Here is an 18,303-nt window from a genome sequence, read left to right on the forward strand (position 1 = left end):
AAAAATGTATCAATAGAACGGTAACGCGGTAAAAAATATATCTTTGCAAATCGTATTATGGAAAAGAAAGTAAGAGTAAGATTTGCTCCAAGTCCCACCGGCGGACTGCATTTAGGTGGTGTACGTACCGCCTTGTTCAACTATTTGTTTGCTAAGAAACACAATGGAACTTTTATACTCCGTGTGGAAGACACAGATCAAACCCGCTTTGTAGAAGGAGCGGAAGAATATATCACTTCATGCCTGCAATGGTGCGGTATTTCTCCCGATGAAAGTCCAGCCATTGGAGGCCCCTTTGCACCTTACCGTCAGAGTGAGCGTAAAGCTACCTATAAGCAATATGCAGATCAGCTAATCACAGATGGTTATGCCTATTATGCTTTTGACACCCCGGAAGAGCTGGATGCCAAACGTAAAGAGATTCCTAACTTTACCTACGGACTTTCCACGCGTGATGGTATGCGTAATTCATTAACCTTATCAGAAACAGCCGTATCTGAGCTATTGGCTGCTAATACGCCCTATGTGGTAAGGATCAAAATGCCAAAGGATGAACTGGTTTCTTTTAACGACCTGATCCGTGGCTTTGTAAGTTTTGATACCAATCTGGTTGATGATAAGGTCTTGCTTAAGGCAGACGGCATGCCTACCTATCATTTAGCGGTAGTTGCTGATGATAAGGCCATGGAGATCAGTCATATATTTAGAGGAGAAGAATGGCTTCCCTCAGCCCCAATTCATATTTTATTATGGAGATACCTGGGTTGGGAAGATCAAATGCCGCAGTGGGTTCATTTACCACTAATCTTAAAGCCGGATGGAAACGGGAAGCTGAGCAAAAGGGATGGCGACCGTTTAGGGTTTCCGGTATATGCGCAAAACTGGACTGATCCTAAAACCGGCGATCTGACCAAAGGATTTAAAGAACTGGGTTTTATGCCTGAAGCATTTGTTAACTTATTGGCTATGCTGGGATGGAATGACGGAACAGATCAGGAAATATTTTCATTAGAAGAACTGGTAGAAAAGTTCAGTATAGAAAGAGTCAGTAAGGCAGGGGCCAAGTTTGATTTTGAAAAAGCAAAATGGTACAACCATGAATGGATTAAAACAGCAGCAGCAGAAAAGTTGCTGCCCGCAGTAAAAGCTGTTTTTGCAGATCAGGGAGTCGCAATTAATGATGATGTACACCTTTCTAAAATAATTGACCTGATTAAAGACCGGTGTAACCTGATCACTGATTTTTTTACACAAGGTATTTATTTTTTTGTTGCTCCATCGGAGTACGATAGTGCTGCCGTAAAACCAAAATGGAGCGAAGAAAAAGCCCTGTTTTTTAAAGCGTATACCCAACTGATCAGTGATGGGTTTTCTGCAGCAGAATTGGAAGAAAAGTTTAAAGAACTCGCTGTAACGCACAATTTCAAACCCGGAGAGTTAATGCTTCCATTACGGATCATGCTGGTAGGCGGTAAATTTGGCCCGGGGGTATTTGATATTGCTGTTGCCCTGGGCGCTGAAGAAACTAAAGAAAGAATTGCAAACGCAATTGCCGCATTTAATTAATCGCTAACGTTTTCATGAATTTGGTATAACAATTGTCGCAAAGCTTTTGTTATATCAAATTAGGGAAAAATTATATGCAATGGTTCGGTAAGGGAAGCGGTAATATTGACGATAGGCGCGGCATGAGTGGCGGTGCTATAGGTGGCGGCCTTGGAATTATTGTTGTCATTCTTGGATTAATTTTCGGTACTGATCTTACGGGACTGGTAAGCCAGCTTCCTATTGAAGGAGCGGCGACAGAAGGTAAAAGAGGTGTGCCCACAGACCCCGCAGGAAAATTTGTTGCAGGTGTGCTGGAATCTACAGATTCGGTTTGGATTGCCCAGTTTAAAGAAATGGGATCGGAATACGAACAACCCGTGCTATCCATTTTTGATGACCATGCGGAATCTGCTTGCGGAAGTGCGAGTGCTGCAGTAGGACCTTTTTATTGCCCCGGCGATCGCCACGTTTACATTGACCTGTCCTTTTATAAAGAATTAAGTGATCGCTTTGGCGCTGCCGGTGATTTTGCACAGGCCTATGTCATCGCACATGAAGTTGGCCACCATGTTCAAAACCTGTTGGGTATCTCCGATAAAATGCAGCAGGCAAGAGGCCAGCTGTCTGAAACAGAATACAACCGGCTGTCTGTGAAACTCGAGCTGCAGGCTGATTTTTTTGCGGGCCTTTGGGCGCACCACGCACAAAACTTAGATAATTTCAGGTTAGAAGCCGGAGATATTGAAGAAGCGCTGACCGCAGCAAATGCAATTGGCGATGATAAGCTCCAAAAGCAGGCGCAGGGAGAAATTGTTCCCGATGCCTTTACGCATGGTACATCGGCACAACGGATGTACTGGTTTAAAAAAGGCTTTGACACCGGCGACTTTAAGCAAGGAGATACATTTAATTCCAATGAATTGTGATCAAATGTATGTTGCAACTGATATTATTAAAATTTAACTGTTAATATTCTTTATAGTTGTATAACTTTAACCCTCAACTACAATATAGACCCAAACAAATGACAACCACAAGCTTACTTATTCTTGCTAATGATACTAATAGTAGATGATACTCCAGAGAACCTGATTTCTCTTAAAAAGGTTCTGGAAAGACACAATTTTGAAGTAGATACGGCAGCATCTGGCGAAGAAGCATTAAAGAAAGTTCTTAAAAATGAATACGTTCTTATTATTCTGGATGTACAGATGCCAGGGATGGATGGATTTGAAGTTGCTGAGGCCATATCAGGATACAGCAAAGCAAAAGAGACAGCGATCATCTTCTTATCTGCTGTAAATACAGAACTTAAATTTATTACAAAGGGATATTCTTCAGGTGGTTTGGATTACATTACAAAGCCTGTGGATATGGATATCCTGCTTTTAAAGGTCAAAACCTTTTACCGGATCTACGAACAAAGCAGGAAGCTCATAGAGATTCAAAATGCACTGCTCGATGAGATCGAATTCCGGAAACAGGCCGAGCGCAAAAAGGACGAATTTATCAGTATTGCAAGCCATGAATTAAAAACCCCGTTAACCAGTGTTAAGGGATATATTCAACTGCTGGAAAGGAACATCGATAAAGGGGATATTGAAACAGTTAAAAAACACCTGGGCAAGGCACAGGTACAGTTAGAAAAACTAAATGAACTCATCGCAGATCTTTTGGATATATCCAAGATCGAAAGCGGAAAACTCAAATTCAATAAAAAACATTTTGTGATGGACGCCATGCTCGATAGCGTCATAGAGATCATCAACCAGTCTAATCCTGAATTTAAGATCATCCGGGAAGGTAAGGCAGAGCTTGAAATTTATGCCGATGAAATGCGTATTGAACAGGTAGTCATCAATTTCTTAACCAATGCCATTAAATATTCTCCCGGAACCAGCGAAGTTCATATTAAATTGAGTGCAGATAATGACCAGATTTACCTGGGCGTTCGTGATTTTGGGATCGGTATCAACGAGGCGCAGCAGAAACATGTGTTCGATAAATTTTACCGGGTAGAAGAAACCGCCATACACTTTCAGGGACTCGGGATCGGACTATACATTTCTGCCGAAATCATCCAGAGACATGGCGGAGAAGTCGGTGTTAAGAGCATTTTAGGTGAAGGTTCAGAATTCTATTTCACCTTACCGTTAAACCAGGAAAAAGAAACAGATTAATATTATTACATCGTATATGAATACATCTTTAAAAAATAACCTTCGCATTGGCTTAGGGCTATCCTTACTGATACTTTTTATTACCTCATTTGCCTCTTATACCAGCATCAATAACCTCATCAAAAGTTCAGACCTTGTATCGCATAGTAACCAGGTCATGTCTAACCTTGATGGTATAATTTCTACCTTAAAGGATGCGGAGACGGGTCAGCGGGGCTACCTGTTAACCGGCGATAAGGTCTTTCTTGAGCCGTATAACGGAGCAAAGGACCGGGTAGTAGATCTTGCCGGTCAGGTTGCATTAGAAACCGTCGATAACCCGTTTCAGCAGCAAAACATAAAAAAACTACAGGAAATCGTTGAAGGGAGATTAAATATCATAGAAGAAACCGTGGTGGTTAAAAACCGGGGCGGAAACATCAGTATTTCAGAATTGTTAAGGGGTAAGGTCTATATGGATGATGCCCGTGCGTTAATTAAAAAGATGCAGGCAGAAGAGAAAAGGCTCCTGTTTAAAAGAACAGATGAACTGAACAAAGTTGCTGGTTATACACCTGTATTAATTCTAATTGCCGCCGCTCTCGCTATTCTGATCACCGTATTTTTCTATTTAAAAGTGTCCTCTGATTTTTCTACACGAATGAAACTTCAGAAAGAACTTCAGGATAAAAATGAAGAGATTGATAAGCGGATAGAAGTAATTCAGGGCATAGCCGGACAAATATCCAACGGGGATTATAACATCAGGCTTGATGAAGCACAAAAAGATGGACTGGGAAGCCTGGCCGGCTCTTTAAACGCAATGGCCGAATCCCTGCAGTATTCCTTTTCTCTTTTAGCCGATAAAGAATGGCTCCAGTCTGGTATTGCCAGCTTAAACGACAAAATGGTTGGCGAAAAGAGTGTAGAAGCACTGGCAAATGATGTTCTGGAAAACATCGTTGAACGTACAAATAGTGTTGTTGCTGCATTCTATGCCTTAACGGACCATCATGTATTATATTTGTCAGGAAGTTATTCATTGGTGTCCGGACAAAAGAAAGAAACCCTTAAAGTTGGAGAAGGAATAGCCGGACAGGTTGTTAAATCTGGAAAGCCAATCTTACTGAACGATATTCCGGATGATGAATTGACCATCAGCTATGCTTCTGGAAATACAAAACCAAGAAACGTAGTTGCTGTGCCGATCTATAGAAACGAGATCCTGATGGGGGTAATGGAGTTTGGCAGTTTAACGGCATACGCGCCTTTACAACTGGAATTCCTCAATACCGTTTCTAATAATATCGGTATTTCTGTTTACACCGCTCAAAACCGTAAAAAACTACAGGAGCTTCTGGAAGAAACGCAAGCGCAAACCGAAGAATTGCAAGCACAGCATAGTGAGCTGGAAGGGCTAAATGCAGAGCTGGAAGCCCAAACCCAGAAAATTCAAACTTCAGAAGAAGAATTAAGGGTACAGCAGGAAGAACTGCTGCAAAGTAACCAGGAACTTGAAGAAAGAACCAGCTTGCTGGAAGAAAAGAACCAGTTGATCCAGGAACGAAACCTGGATATCCAGCAAAAAGCGGAACAGTTGGAATTGAGCACTAAATATAAATCGGAATTTTTAGCGAATATGTCCCATGAACTGCGGACACCTCTAAACTCTATTTTATTGCTGTCAAAACTGATGTCTGAAAATAAAGACCTGGATGAAGAATACATTGAATATGCAGAAGTTATTCAAAGTTCAGGACAAGGATTACTCGGTTTAATTGATGAGATTCTCGATCTTTCAAAAATTGAAGCAGGGAAGATGAAGCTTGAATTTGCCGACATTAACATCACGGAAATCTCAACCGATATGCGCTCTTTATTCAATCCACTGGCTAAGAATAAAAATCTGGAATTGGTCATAGACGTTGAAGAAACCGTAAAAACCATTAATACCGATAAAATGCGGTTGGAGCAGATCATTAAGAACCTGCTATCCAACGCAATTAAGTTTACATCAGCAGGAAAAGTTTCCTTAACCATTAAAAAAGACGAGGTAAATAAAGCCGTATTATTTAAAGTGACAGATACCGGAATCGGTATTCCAGCGGATAAGCAAGGACTCATCTTTGAAGCATTTCAGCAGGCAGATGGATCTACCCGCCGTAAGTTTGGCGGTACAGGATTAGGGCTTTCTATCAGCAGGGAACTGGCAAAGCTGCTTGGTGGTGAAATTGAGCTGACCAGTAAAGAAAACGTAGGAAGTGAGTTCACATTCTCTCTACCTTTAGAAAGGACTCCTGAAGATAAGCTGGTACTTGAAGAAGGCTCTGGAAACCATTATTACGAAGCACCTGCAGAGGTCATCATTCCCCAGCGCTTTACAGTAAGTCATATTCCGCAAGAAGTAGAAGACGACCGTGATCATATTCAGCCTGGCGATAAGATCATTCTGATCATAGAAGACGATACCTCATTTGCAAAAACCCTGTTGAAATTTACAAGGAACAGAAATTATAAAGGAATCGTTGCAGTTAGGGGAGATGTTGGTATAGAGCTCGCCAATCACTTTAAACCATTGGCTATTTTACTGGATATCCAGCTGCCGGTTAAAGATGGATGGCAGGTTATGGAAGAGCTAAAATCTAATCCGGATACCCGGCCAATCCCGGTACATATCATGTCGTCAATGGAAGTTAAGAAGGAAAGCTTATTAAAAGGGGCTGTAGATTTCATTAACAAACCATTTGCCCTTGAACACATGCAGCAGATTTTCCAAAAGCTGGAGCATGCATTGAGCAGACACCCTAAAAAAGTACTGATCGTTGAAGAAAATAAACAACATGCCGAAGCGCTAAGCTACTTTTTAAGTAATTACAACATCACGACTGAAGTAGCCGGTAATGTGAACGAGAGCATTGATGCCCTTCAAAAAAGAGAAGTAGACTGCGTGATCCTGGATATGGGCATCCCGGATAAGAATGCCTATGAGACACTGGAGACCATTAAGAAAAGTGAAGGATTAGAGAATCTTCCGATCATCATCTTTACAGGTAAGAACCTATCTAAAGGTGAAGAAAGCCGGATCAAGCAATATGCAGATTCGATTGTGGTTAAAACAGCCCATTCTTATCAGCGGATATTGGATGAGGCCGGATTATTCCTGCACCTGGTAGAAGAAAAAACAGTTGCTAAAACTAAAAAAACATCGGAACGAATTGGTGGCTTATATGAAGTGCTCAATGGTAAAACCGTATTGATCGCTGATGATGATGTGCGTAATATCTTCTCGCTAACCAAAGCCCTGGAGCAGCATAAAATGAAAGTGCTGGCTGCAACAGATGGTAAAGAAGCCCTTCAGATTTTAAAAGAAAACCCATTAATTGATATTGTTTTAATGGATATGATGATGCCGGAAATGGACGGTTATGAAAGTACCAAAGAAATTAGAAAGATGCCTGCATACAAACATTTGCCTGTTTTAGCTGTTACAGCCAAGGCAATGATGGGAGACCGCGAAAAATGTATTGCTGCGGGAGCATCAGATTACATTTCTAAACCAGTTGATATTGATCAGCTGATCTCATTGCTTCGTGTTTGGCTTTATGATAAGGTTTAATATATGGTAAATAAAATATTAATAGTTGATGACGACAACAGGAACATCTTTGCTTTAACAGCGGTTTTAAGAGCAAAAGGATACCAATGCCTGTCTGCAATCGGTGGTGAGGAAGCCATAACCTTGCTGAAGCAGAATAAAGAAATTGCCGTTGTACTGATGGATATGATGATGCCTGGAATGGATGGATACCAGGCCATGGCAAAAATGAGTGAGACCCCTGATCTTAAAGAGATCCCTGTGATCGCTGTGACTGCCCAGGCTATGGTTGGGGACAAAGAGCGGTGTATAAACGCTGGAGCTGTGGGCTATGTTTCCAAGCCGATAAACGTAGAAGAGTTGACCCGGTTACTTGCAATTTACATGTAATGAATTTAGACGCACCAGTAATCAGTGATGAACAGGTTGAGATTTTGCTTTCCGACTTATTGGAACAATATGGATATGACTTTACAGGATATTCCAGAGCATCCTTGAAACGCAGGATAACGCGGCTGTATTCTTTGGATAAAGCACTCAGCTTTGCCGAATTCAGATATAAGGTAAACAACGATAGTGCCTATTTTAAACGGTTTGTAGAACAAATAACCGTCAATGTGACGGAGATGTTCAGGGACCCTCAGTTCTTTAAAACCCTTCGGGATGAGATTTTACCTAAACTGGGTACTTACCCGCTCATCCGGATTTGGATTGCTGGCTGCTCCACCGGTGAAGAGGCCTATTCCATCTCCATCATCTTAAAAGAATTAAACCTGCTGCATAAATCGCTGATCTACGCCACAGATTTAAATCCAGCTGTTTTGGAAAAAGCAGGGTTAAGCATGTTTGCCATGAGCCAGATGAAGCAGTATTCTGAGAACTATATTTTATCCGGAGGCATTAAAGACTTCTCCAGTTACTATACGGCAAACTATTCGTTGGCAAAATTTGACTCCGAACTTAAAAGTAAGATCATTTTTTCTACACATAATTTAGTCTCAGACCACTCTTTTAATGAATTTCAGTTAATTTTATGCAGAAACGTACTGATCTATTTTGATCGGGAGCTTCAGCATCAGGTCCTTGATCTTTTTGACGAAAGCCTGGAAGATTTGGGATACCTGGCATTAGGAACTAAGGAGACGGTCGACTTTTCCGGGATTTCTAAGAAATATAAAAGATTACAAGGGAATAAAATTTGGCGTAAAACAACATAATGAAAAAGTGTGAGGCATTTATAATCGGAGGTTCTGCCGGCAGCTTAGAGGTACTTTTAAAAGTATTGCCGCTAATAGACCCTGCTATAACCTTTCCTATTGTCATTGTGATCCACCGTAAGCATGGAACAGACTCCCTGCTTCCTGATCTGTTATCCAGCCGTACTACGCTCCGTGTAAAGGAAGTAGATGAAAAAGAGGTTTTAGCAGCTGGTACGATTTACATAGCCCCATCCGACTATCATTTGTTAATAGAGCAGGACCATACCTTTTCCCTGGATTATTCAGAAAAGATCAACTATTCCAGACCGTCAATAGATGCTACATTTCAAACCGCAGCAGAAGTATATAAGGATAAACTGGTCTGCTTACTGCTTTCCGGTTCTAATTCTGATGGTGTAAACGGATTAAAGATGGTTAAATTTTGGAATGGTCTGGCTACAATACAAGACCCGGAAACCGCTCAGGTGGCCTACATGCCCGCTCAGGCAAAACTGCTGGTTAAAATAGACCGGGTTTTGCGTATTGAAGATGTTGCAGAATTTATAAATTCCCTTAATTTTATCTAAGTTTGTCAACCTGAATTATAAATGCAATTATAAATGAGTAAGAATAAAAAAGTATTTGTATTCGACGATAACACAGATATCTTAGAATTGTGTACCATCATCCTGGAAGATGCCGGTTACGAGATTAAAACATCGGCCACATCAAATAATATCATAGACCAGGTCTTGTCGTATACTCCTGATATTATCTTTATGGATAACTGGCTTCCTGATGTAGGGGGTATAGATGCCACCAGAGCGCTTAAAGGACATGAAACGCTGAAATGTATTCCAGTCATTTATTTCTCTGCTAATAACGACGTAAAGGCCCTGGCAGAACAAGCTGGTGCAGATGGTTACTTATCAAAGCCGTTTGATATACAGGAACTGGAAGATATTATCAGTCTCCATCTTTCAGCATAGGTCTATTTTACACCCAGCACATCAAAACCCTGTTCAAATAAGATATCAACAGGAATCCCCTTTTTAGTTAAACGGTCAAGATCGGATTGAAGCTCTGGAGAGATTATTGCCATCTCTTTTTGTGTTTGCGCTACGGCGGCCTTATCTCCATTTCCCTGCAGGGTAATGATTACCTGACTTAGCTTGTTCATGGCAGCTTCAAACTTTACATAATCCACTTTATAAGTTCCGTTCGCACTTCTGATAAATGCACCGTTTTCCTTAAAAAAGTTAAAGCATTGCATGTTTGCTTTGCCGTGAGCACTTGCAGCCCCAAATCTTACAGAGCGCAAAATTCCAGCCATGTAGGTGGTATAGAACTGTTTAATGTCGCCAGATAACGCTCCTTTTTTAAGTAGTCCGGTAACCATGTAAAGGCCTAAAACATCAGCTTTGCCCTCTTCCAGCCAGGAATATTGTTCCTGTAAAGCTTCTTTAACAAATCCTTTTCCGGTAATCGTTTTCTTGATACCTAATCCGTGCGCCACTTCATGAAACATGACGTTTGCAAAAAAAGCATCAAAATTGATGTATTGCAGCTGCTCTTTATCGATCAGCTCATTGGCAATCGGAATTAAGATCTTATCGAACTTAGACTTCATGGCATTTTTTAACTGGGAGCGTCTGGTTCCTTTCTTTTGCTGAATAACTTCATCATTAGGCAGGTTAACAGCAATGGTTTTTGATCCGGCATTACAGTCACCAGCGTAATACACTACATCATACGCATTGAGTTCTGAATCTGTACCAGGCTTTTCCTTTTTATATTTTTCTGCAACCGGTAAGCCTCTTTGTAATTCCGGAAGCATAGAAACGTATTTAGCCAAACGCTTGCTCCATACTTTATCTTTGATCAAAACATAAGATTCATAGGACGCACGTGCATTAAAAAGCTTATCCTCGTAATTTTCAATTGGCCCAATGATGATGTCGAGACTATTGGTTTTCATATCCAGCCAGGCATAATCACTGGCCGTATAATTATCCGTTACCAGGGCATCTGCGCGTAAATTAAGGTATTTCTTAAAGCCGGCATCTTCTGCAAGGATTGCAGCCTGCTTGAGCAGGTTAGAAGCCTGCTGTAATTCAGCAGCAAATAAGACATGGTATGGAATTGAGCTTAATTTTCCGGTGCTATCCTTCCTGATCACCGAATAGAGTCCGTGTTTATCTTTCACGTCAGATTTTTCAAGATCCGCTTTAGTCATTCCGGCAGGGTAAAAGCTGGAAGCATCCGGTTTTGGACCTACGCCGGTAACAAAAGGCTTGTCGCCGTTAAGCCTGTCCCAGGGACCGTAGTTGATCAGTACAAAGGATTTTGTTTTTTCGTCCTTTATGGTGTTCAAAAGACTGTCGCGCTGCGGATAGGCTTGCTTCCAGAACAGGTCATCCATTATTTTAGCCGCCTGGATCAATAAAGGAAGGATCTTTCGTTCATTAACCGTAAGGTTATTGAGGTTTGAGGTGAGTTTAACTTTGGTATAAATATCTAAGCGGGCATCTACATATTTTTTTAAACTATCTTCTGCAGATGTCTTTTTTTGAGTGGTTTTTGTATTTCCAGCGGGACTGGTGCAGGATGCAATCGCGGTAATTATGGAGCAGCCGGCAATAAAAAGGCTTGCCTTGGTAATGGTTTTCATATTCCTTGGTTTTATAAGTATGAGTGCCGCAGCTTAATGATCAGCAGTTTTAGTCTCATATAATTGCGACTAAAATAGTAAAAAATAGTAATTTCACATCTTTATACTTCCTTTATGAAAATTTACCCTTACCTGGCCTGTCTGGTTCTTTTAGCTTCTTGTTCTGTTAACAAATATACAGCCACAAATAAGATCTATAAAAAGCAGGCTGCGGGCTACGCAGAAACCATTAGATCCTTTCCGCCTGTTAACCAGGCCATAGATTCTTTATCACCAGACCAGCAATCCTGGGTTGGATCAATCAACTTCGGAATCAGGAAACCAAATTATGTGGTAATACACCATACCGCACAGGATTCCCTGCAGCAAACCATCAATACTTTTATCGTAAAGGGCAGGTCTGAAGTCAGTTCTCATTATGTAGTCGGCAGAAAAGGTGAAGTGGTTCAAATGGTTAATGACTACCTGAGGGCACACCATGCGGGGATCGGGAAATGGGGTAATGATAAGGACCTGAATTCTTCATCCATAGGGATTGAAATTGACAATAACGGTAAAGAACCCTACTCAGCCGTTCAGCTAAAAAGTTTAATGACGCTTTTGGCTACATTAAAGAAACGGTATAACATTCCGGCAGCAAACTTTATCGGCCATGCCGATGTTGCTCCCGGAAGGAAAAACGATCCCAGGAATTTCCCCTGGAAAGTATTTGCTAAAAAGGGTTTCGGCTTGTGGTATGATGATGTGCTGCTGTTACCGCCGCCGGATTTTGATGCTGTAGCCGCACTTAGAATTATTGGCTATGACGTTAAGAATCTTCCTGCCGCTATTGAAGCATTTAAGATCCACTTTGTACAGACGGATATTACACAGGTATTGACACCTGCAGATAAACTGATCCTGTTTAATTTATACAAGAAATACATGTAAAAAAAGGAAGCCGGATCTCATTGATCCGGCTTCCTTTTTATCTACTTATTACTTTTTGCCCAGGCATCCTTTAAAGAAACCGTTCGGTTAAATACCAGGTGGTCCGGAGTAGCATCCTTATCCACACAGTAATACCCTTTTCTAATGAACTGGTACCTGGAGTCCTTATCTGCATTTACAAGATATGGCTCTATATATGCTTTCTCAATCACATTCATGCTTTCTGCATTGATGTAATCTTTAAAATCGCCTTCTTCAGAATCCGGGGATTCTACGGTAAATAACCGGTCGTACGTACGGATTTCTGCACTTTTTGCATGCTTGCTGCTTACCCAGTGAATGGTTCCCTTCACGTTTATACCACTGGTATCTTCTCCGCTTTTGGATTCAGGGATATAAGTGCAATAGATCTCGGTAACCTGGCCATCCGCATCCTTTTTAAAGTCTTCACATTTTACAATGTAGGCATGTTTCAGCCGTACCGTTGCTCCCGGCGCCAATCTAAACCATTTCTTTGCGGGCTCTTCCATAAAGTCTTCGCGTTCAATCCACAGCTCATTGCTGAACGGGATCTCACGGGTTCCGCCTTTATCTTCTGCTTCCGGATTATTCTCACCAATAAGGATCTCGTCCTTACCTTCAGGATAATTGGTAATGACCAATTTGATCGGGTCTAATACTGCCATTACACGGGTAGCCGTTTTGTTCAGGTGCTCACGAACACAAAACTCCAGCAAGCTAAGCTCAATCAGGTTTTCTCTTTTGGCAATTCCGATGCGCTCGCAAAATTCACGAATACTTTCAGGAGTATAACCACGTCTTCTTAATCCGCTGATGGTAGGCATCCTCGGATCGTCCCAGCCACTTACAATACCTTCATTTACCAGTTGAAGCAGCTTGCGTTTACTCATCACGGTATAGGATAGATTAAGACGGGCAAATTCATATTGTTTGGAAGGAAAAATCTCCAGTTTCTCAATAAACCAGTCGTAAAGTTCACGGTGGGCAACGTATTCTAAGGTACAGATGGAATGGGTAATGGTTTCGATGCTATCGCTTTGTCCATGTGCAAAATCATACATTGGATAGATACACCATTTATTACCGGTACGGTGGTGTTCTGCATGCTTGATCCGGTAAATTATAGGATCACGCATCAGCATATTTACACTGGCCATATCAATTTTAGCACGCAGGATGCAGGCACCATCCTCAAAATCCCCGTTTTTCATCTGGCTAAAAAGATCCAGGTTCTCCTGGATGCTGCGCAGCCTGTAAGGACTGTCTTTTCCGGGTTCAGTTGGTGTTCCCTTTAATTCCGCAATTTCTTCGGCACTGCCATGATCTACATAGGCAAGGCCCTTTTCAATCAGCGTTACGGCAAAATCATATAAGGTATCGAAATAATCAGAAGTGTAAAGCTCGTTTTTCCATTGAAAACCAAGCCATTTAATATCCGCTTGCTGACTGTCTACATATTCTGTTTTTTCAGTAACCGGGTTGGTGTCATCAAACCTTAGGTTGGTGTAACCACCATATTTTTTTGTCAGACCAAAGTTCAGACAAATTGCTTTGGCGTGGCCAATGTGCAAATATCCATTCGGTTCTGGTGGAAAACGTGTAATTAAGGTCTCGTATTTTCCGCTATTTAAATCGTTTTCAATGATCTCTTCAATAAAGTTCAATGATCTTTCCTCACTCATAAAAACTGTAATTTACTGTCAAAGTTAATATAAAACCGCTAATTTACTTACATTTACCACCTACTAAGTATAAATTATGAACAAGACATTAAACAGGCCCATCCGCGTTTTAGTGGCTAAAGTTGGATTAGATGGTCACGACCGGGGGGCTAAAATTATTGCAACTTCTTTAAGGGATGCAGGAATGGAAGTAATTTATACCGGTCTGCGCCAAACCCCTGAGATGGTTGTTAATGCCGCATTGCAGGAAGATGTTGATGCCATTGGCATTTCTATCTTATCTGGTGCCCATATGACTGTATTTCCGAAAATAATCGAGATCATGAAACAAAAGCAGGTAAATGACGTATTACTTACTGGCGGAGGGATCATTCCTGATGGCGATATAAAAAAACTAAAAGAAATGGGGGTCGGTGAATTATTTGCACCCGGCACCACCATGGTTACCATTGTAGATTATATTAGGGACTGGGTGAGTACAAACAGAAATTTTTAGATCATGATTTACCATACTATAGTATCAGAATTAAAAGAACAGATCCTTTACATTACCATTAACCGCGAGAGCAAGATGAATGCCCTCAATAAGCAGACACTGGAAGAACTTGCAGATGCCATTGCATTTGCAGGGAACAGCAATGAGGTTAGGGGAGTGCTTTTAACAGGTTCCGGTGAAAAGGCTTTCGTTGCCGGTGCAGATATTTCGGAGTTCTCAGCATATACAACCGAACAAGGTGAGGCCCTGGCAAGAAATGGACATACCCATGTTTTTAATGCGATTGAGAATTGCCCAAAACCTATTGTGGCTGCCATTAACGGATTTGCATTGGGCGGAGGTCTGGAATTGGCCATGGCCTGTCATATTCGGGTGGCCTCAGATCATGCAAAGCTGGGCTTACCAGAAGTAACCCTGGGCCTTATTCCAGGTTATGGGGGTACCCAGCGTTTAACCCAGCTGGTAGGGAAAGGTAAAGCCATTGAAATGATTACCACTGCGGATATGATCACTGCAGAAATGGCAGAGAAAATGGGTCTTGTAAATTATGTTGTTCCGCAAACGGAGCTGATTGCAAAGGCTGAAGAGATCTTAAATAAAATTAAACAAAGAGCACCATTGGCAGTCGCAAGTGCCATTCGGGCAGTAAATGCGAATTTGCACAAAGATGAGGATGGCTTTGAGATAGAAATTGAAGAATTCGGAAAGTGCTTTAATACTTCAGATTTCAAAGAAGGTACTACTGCTTTTTTAGAAAAAAGAAAAGCCGTGTTTTCGGGCAAATAAACCTATGATTAATTTTAATCATTTGATAATGAGTAAAATAATCATTTTTTACTGTATTTTGAGCCCATTTCTTATGGGGCAGATCTTTAGGAAAGTGTAGAAAATATTTCCCAGTATAAAAAAACTAGCTATATTTATCTTTATTAAGCACTAACCCTCTTTTGCTATATGAGAAAAGTATTAATTGTTGATGATGAAGTAAACATTGGATTGTTGTTGTCTAAATTCTTAACCAGGAATTCATTCAGCGTGTCCACCGCCTCTAGCGGAGTTGCTGCAATGGAGTTACTATCCAGAGAAGTATATGACCTTGTACTGTGTGATTACAGGCTGGAAGATACCGACGGTAAAGAAATGCTCATTAAAATAAAAGAAACTTGTCCGGGTACCGGGGTCATTATAATCACAGGATATTCTGATATCAAACTGGCTGTAGAACTGATCAAATTAGGGGCATACGATTATATTACCAAACCACTATATCCGGATGAGATCTTAAATACAATCAATAAGGCCATTGAGACTCAAATTGCATTGAATTCAAGTGAATCCGATGATTCATCAAACAATACACCCAAGCAAAAGAACACCAAGCAGCCGTATAGTCAGGATGAGAATTTTGTAGCCGGACAAAGCCCGGCTTCCAAAGAACTGCTGAAACAGATCCAGCTGGTTGCCCCAACTTCTTACAGTGTGATTTTAACTGGAGAAAGCGGAACAGGCAAGGAATCTGTAGCCCATGCGATCCACATGAACAGTCCGAGAAAAAATAATCCGTTTATCGCGATGGATTGTGGATCCCTGACAAAGGAATTGGCTGGAAGCGAGTTTTTTGGTCATGAAAAAGGATCATTTACCGGGGCTTTATATACCAAAATAGGACATTTCGAAATGGCAAATGGCGGCACCTTATTTTTGGATGAGGTAGGGAACTTATCCTATGAAATTCAGGCCGCTCTTTTAAGGACCGTTCAGGAACGAAAAATTAAACGCATTGGAAGTACCAAGGAAATAGACCTCGATGTGCGGATTATTGTGGCTACCAATGAGAACCTGGCCAATGCGATTCAAAAAGGAAGATTCAGAGAAGATCTATACCATCGGTTTAATGAGTTTTCAATTAGCCTTCCTCCATTAAGCCAAAGGGGAAAAGACATTATGGTATTTGCAAATACATTCTTAGGCTTTGCAAACCGGGAACTGGATAAAAATGTACAGGGCTTTTCCGAAGAAGTGGAAGAGTGCTTTTTAACCTATAACTGGCCTGGAAATGTCAGGGAGCTGAAAAATGTGGTAAAGCGTGCAGCATTGCTTACAGAAATGCAGGAAATCCAGTTAAAGGCACTTCCCCTGGAAATCTCTACCTATGCAAAGGCTACGGCGATTGAAACCTCAATTGCACGGGCAGAAAAACCAAGGGACTTAAAAAATGCAGCCCTGGAAGCAGAATATGATGCGATTTTAAAGGTGCTTAGAGAAGTGAACTTTAATAAGACCAAAGCCGCCAGGATCCTAAATATAGACCGGAAAACATTATACAATAAAATGAGGGCCATTAACCTGGATACATAGGTGTTAGCAGCAGCAGTTATCGGCATCGGATTTTTAGTACTGCTGTATTTTGGAATTAAATGCAGGGCTGTTGTCAAACATTTAAAGGATAGTCTGACTGTATTGCAAAATGAAAATAACCAGCTGTCTGAAAAAACAGAACTGCTGTCCCTTGCCGAGCAGATCTCCCGCCTCGGAACCTGGCAGATCTCAATTGGCGATGGCATAATAGGCTGGTCTGATGAGCTGTATGCTATCTATGGATTTCAGAAAAAGGATTTTCGTCCCGATCTTGCCATAAATGAACAAATGGTGGCACCCGAGTACCGGGTAAAAGTCAAAAAGGAAATCGACAATGCCATTAAAAATAAAAGCCCTTTTGCCATAGAATACCAGATCATACAGCCGTCCGGAATCCGGAAATATGTATTGTCGCAAGGATTTTATGTAGAAAAGGAGCATAAAATTGTCGGAACCCTTCAGGACATTACCGAGTTAAAAGAAGCCGTTCTTAAACTTAAGATCAACGAATCTTTATTTAGGGAAGCCGAGATCGTCTCGCATAGCGGCAGCTGGGAGTGGATTGAAGGAAAGGAGTTTGTCCTTTGCTCCGATGAAATGTACAATCTGCATGGGTACCTGCCGCATTCTGTTTTTATTAATTTATCCTTCTATAAAAAACTGATCCATAAAGACGATGTTCAGAAAGTGATGGATGAAATTTCTGTAGCGTACCAGAACAAAGCTAAATTTAAGATCAACTACCGGATCGTATGGCCCTCTGGAGAGATCAGACATGTACTTTCTACAGCAGAATACAAAAAGATCAGTTTGAATGAGAATTACGCCTATATTGGAAATACACAGGATGTAACCCAGCTTCGTGAAGCACAAGTCCTGCTGGAAGAAAAAATGGTTGAACTTAAGCGTTCAAACCAGGATCTGGAGCAGTTTGCATATATCGCATCCCATGACTTACAGGAGCCATTACGGAAGATCCAGTCGTTTGGAAATCGTTTAAATGATAAGTTTTCCGAAGTGCTGACTGAGGAAGGCCTGGATTATCTGGGACGCATGAGAAATGCAGCCTCCCGGATGCGGATCTTGATTGATGACCTGTTGAATTTCTCAAAGGCAGCCCGTGATCAAAAAAACTACCTCAGACTGAATATGGCTTCGGTTATAGAAAAAAGCATCAGGATCCTGGACCATAGTATAGAGACCAGCAAAGCGGAGATTGAATTGGATGCCAACCTGGAAATAGAAGGTATTGAGACCCAATTGGTTCAGTTGTTTCAGAATCTGATCAGCAATTCGATGAAATTTACAAAGCCGGGACAACGGCCGCACATTGAAATTACAGCACAAACCAGATCTGGCGCAGAGATTAAGATGGAAGGGATTGATCAGGAACAACACTATGCCGTGATTGAAGTTAGGGATAAGGGGATTGGCTTTGATGAAGAAAATGCGGAAAAGATATTCGATATATTCTATCGCCTGCATGCCCGTACGGCGTATGATGGCACAGGAATTGGATTAGCCATTTGCAGAAGGATAGCTGAGAATCATTTTGGTTTTATCTATGCGAATAGTGATCCTGGTAAAGGAGCTTCTTTTACACTGGTTTTACCTCAAAAACAAATTAAATAGAATTAACGGGAA

The 18,303-nt window shown here is 41.2% G+C and carries 15 protein-coding genes; 13 read left to right on the forward strand and 2 right to left on the reverse strand.

Annotated elements, in window-relative coordinates:
- Positions 1 to 57 precede the first annotated feature (57 nt).
- The 8 genes from gltX to ATK78_RS08685 all read left to right on the forward strand — a co-directional run bounded on the left by gltX (position 58) and on the right by ATK78_RS08685 (position 9,490).
- Positions 58 to 1,566 (forward strand): glutamate--tRNA ligase, encoded by a 1,509-nt coding sequence (gene gltX / locus ATK78_RS08650; RefSeq protein WP_133575690.1) that lies wholly within the window; start codon positions 58 to 60, stop codon positions 1,564 to 1,566.
- Between the two features lie 74 nt (positions 1,567 to 1,640).
- Complete coding sequence (gene ypfJ, locus ATK78_RS08655) at positions 1,641 to 2,474, forward strand: KPN_02809 family neutral zinc metallopeptidase (RefSeq protein WP_133575691.1); 834 nt, start codon at positions 1,641 to 1,643, stop codon at positions 2,472 to 2,474.
- Positions 2,475 to 2,603: 129 nt separating this feature from the next.
- On the forward strand, positions 2,604 to 3,728 hold the full coding sequence (locus ATK78_RS08660) for a hybrid sensor histidine kinase/response regulator (protein WP_133575692.1): 1,125 nt from the start codon (positions 2,604 to 2,606) through the stop codon (positions 3,726 to 3,728).
- 16 nt (positions 3,729 to 3,744) lie between these two features.
- Positions 3,745 to 7,323: a response regulator gene (locus tag ATK78_RS08665; RefSeq protein ID WP_133575693.1), complete on the forward strand. Its 3,579-nt coding sequence runs from the start codon at positions 3,745 to 3,747 to the stop codon at positions 7,321 to 7,323.
- Between the two features lie 3 nt (positions 7,324 to 7,326).
- On the forward strand, positions 7,327 to 7,692 hold the full coding sequence (locus ATK78_RS08670) for a response regulator (RefSeq protein WP_133575694.1): 366 nt from the start codon (positions 7,327 to 7,329) through the stop codon (positions 7,690 to 7,692).
- Positions 7,692 to 8,519: a CheR family methyltransferase gene (locus ATK78_RS08675; RefSeq protein ID WP_133575695.1), complete on the forward strand. Its 828-nt coding sequence runs from the start codon at positions 7,692 to 7,694 to the stop codon at positions 8,517 to 8,519. The genes ATK78_RS08670 and ATK78_RS08675 overlap by 1 nt, the downstream gene beginning before the upstream one ends.
- Complete coding sequence (locus ATK78_RS08680) at positions 8,519 to 9,088, forward strand: chemotaxis protein CheB (protein WP_208112332.1); 570 nt, start codon at positions 8,519 to 8,521, stop codon at positions 9,086 to 9,088. The genes ATK78_RS08675 and ATK78_RS08680 overlap by 1 nt, the downstream gene beginning before the upstream one ends.
- A 33-nt stretch (positions 9,089 to 9,121) precedes the next feature.
- Positions 9,122 to 9,490, forward strand: a complete 369-nt coding sequence (locus ATK78_RS08685; RefSeq protein WP_133575697.1) for a response regulator — start codon at positions 9,122 to 9,124, stop codon at positions 9,488 to 9,490.
- A 2-nt stretch (positions 9,491 to 9,492) separates the two neighbouring features.
- Here ATK78_RS08685 and ATK78_RS08690 read toward each other — a convergent pair whose 3' ends face one another.
- On the reverse strand, positions 9,493 to 11,172 hold the full coding sequence (locus ATK78_RS08690; protein WP_133575698.1) for a dipeptidyl-peptidase 3 family protein: 1,680 nt from the start codon (positions 11,170 to 11,172) through the stop codon (positions 9,493 to 9,495).
- A 114-nt stretch (positions 11,173 to 11,286) separates the two neighbouring features.
- On the opposite strand from ATK78_RS08690, the gene ATK78_RS08695 reads away from it, so the two are divergent.
- The gene (locus ATK78_RS08695; RefSeq protein WP_133575699.1) at positions 11,287 to 12,102 is read left to right on the forward strand and encodes an N-acetylmuramoyl-L-alanine amidase; all 816 of its coding nucleotides are present in this window, start codon (positions 11,287 to 11,289) and stop codon (positions 12,100 to 12,102) included.
- A gap of 41 nt (positions 12,103 to 12,143) precedes the next feature.
- Here the strand turns inward: ATK78_RS08695 and ATK78_RS08700 are convergent, their stop codons facing one another.
- Positions 12,144 to 13,805, reverse strand: coding sequence for a glutamine--tRNA ligase/YqeY domain fusion protein (locus tag ATK78_RS08700; RefSeq protein WP_133575700.1), 1,662 nt, complete (start codon positions 13,803 to 13,805; stop codon positions 12,144 to 12,146).
- Positions 13,806 to 13,881: 76 nt separating this feature from the next.
- On the opposite strand from ATK78_RS08700, the gene ATK78_RS08705 reads away from it, so the two are divergent.
- From ATK78_RS08705 to ATK78_RS08720, 4 genes are all read left to right on the forward strand, one after another.
- Entirely contained in the window at positions 13,882 to 14,301 is a 420-nt protein-coding gene (locus ATK78_RS08705) for a cobalamin B12-binding domain-containing protein (protein WP_133575701.1), read from the forward strand.
- A gap of 3 nt (positions 14,302 to 14,304) precedes the next feature.
- Positions 14,305 to 15,087 (forward strand): enoyl-CoA hydratase/isomerase family protein, encoded by a 783-nt coding sequence (locus ATK78_RS08710; RefSeq protein WP_133575702.1) that lies wholly within the window; start codon positions 14,305 to 14,307, stop codon positions 15,085 to 15,087.
- Between the two features lie 168 nt (positions 15,088 to 15,255).
- Positions 15,256 to 16,659: a sigma-54-dependent transcriptional regulator gene (locus tag ATK78_RS08715; RefSeq protein WP_133575703.1), complete on the forward strand. Its 1,404-nt coding sequence runs from the start codon at positions 15,256 to 15,258 to the stop codon at positions 16,657 to 16,659.
- Positions 16,660 to 18,291, forward strand: a complete 1,632-nt coding sequence (locus ATK78_RS08720; protein WP_133575704.1) for a sensor histidine kinase — start codon at positions 16,660 to 16,662, stop codon at positions 18,289 to 18,291.
- Positions 18,292 to 18,303 lie beyond the last annotated feature (12 nt).

This window comes from Pedobacter metabolipauper (assembly GCF_004362715.1).
Lineage (GTDB): Bacteria > Bacteroidota > Bacteroidia > Sphingobacteriales > Sphingobacteriaceae > Pedobacter > Pedobacter metabolipauper.

Coding starts and splice junctions, on each gene's coding strand:
- ATK78_RS08670 (WP_133575694.1), top strand. CDS start 7,327: ATGGTAAATAAAATATTAATAGTTGATGACGACAACAGGAACATCTTT.
- ATK78_RS08665 (WP_133575693.1), top strand. CDS start 3,745: ATGAATACATCTTTAAAAAATAACCTTCGCATTGGCTTAGGGCTATCC.
- ATK78_RS08690 (WP_133575698.1), bottom strand. CDS start 11,172: ATGAAAACCATTACCAAGGCAAGCCTTTTTATTGCCGGCTGCTCCATA.
- ATK78_RS08695 (WP_133575699.1), top strand. CDS start 11,287: ATGAAAATTTACCCTTACCTGGCCTGTCTGGTTCTTTTAGCTTCTTGT.
- ATK78_RS08700 (WP_133575700.1), bottom strand. CDS start 13,805: ATGAGTGAGGAAAGATCATTGAACTTTATTGAAGAGATCATTGAAAAC.
- ATK78_RS08705 (WP_133575701.1), top strand. CDS start 13,882: ATGAACAAGACATTAAACAGGCCCATCCGCGTTTTAGTGGCTAAAGTT.
- ATK78_RS08675 (WP_133575695.1), top strand. CDS start 7,692: ATGAATTTAGACGCACCAGTAATCAGTGATGAACAGGTTGAGATTTTG.
- ypfJ (WP_133575691.1), top strand. CDS start 1,641: ATGCAATGGTTCGGTAAGGGAAGCGGTAATATTGACGATAGGCGCGGC.
- gltX (WP_133575690.1), top strand. CDS start 58: ATGGAAAAGAAAGTAAGAGTAAGATTTGCTCCAAGTCCCACCGGCGGA.
- ATK78_RS08685 (WP_133575697.1), top strand. CDS start 9,122: ATGAGTAAGAATAAAAAAGTATTTGTATTCGACGATAACACAGATATC.
- ATK78_RS08710 (WP_133575702.1), top strand. CDS start 14,305: ATGATTTACCATACTATAGTATCAGAATTAAAAGAACAGATCCTTTAC.
- ATK78_RS08715 (WP_133575703.1), top strand. CDS start 15,256: ATGAGAAAAGTATTAATTGTTGATGATGAAGTAAACATTGGATTGTTG.
- ATK78_RS08680 (WP_208112332.1), top strand. CDS start 8,519: ATGAAAAAGTGTGAGGCATTTATAATCGGAGGTTCTGCCGGCAGCTTA.
- ATK78_RS08660 (WP_133575692.1), top strand. CDS start 2,604: ATGATACTAATAGTAGATGATACTCCAGAGAACCTGATTTCTCTTAAA.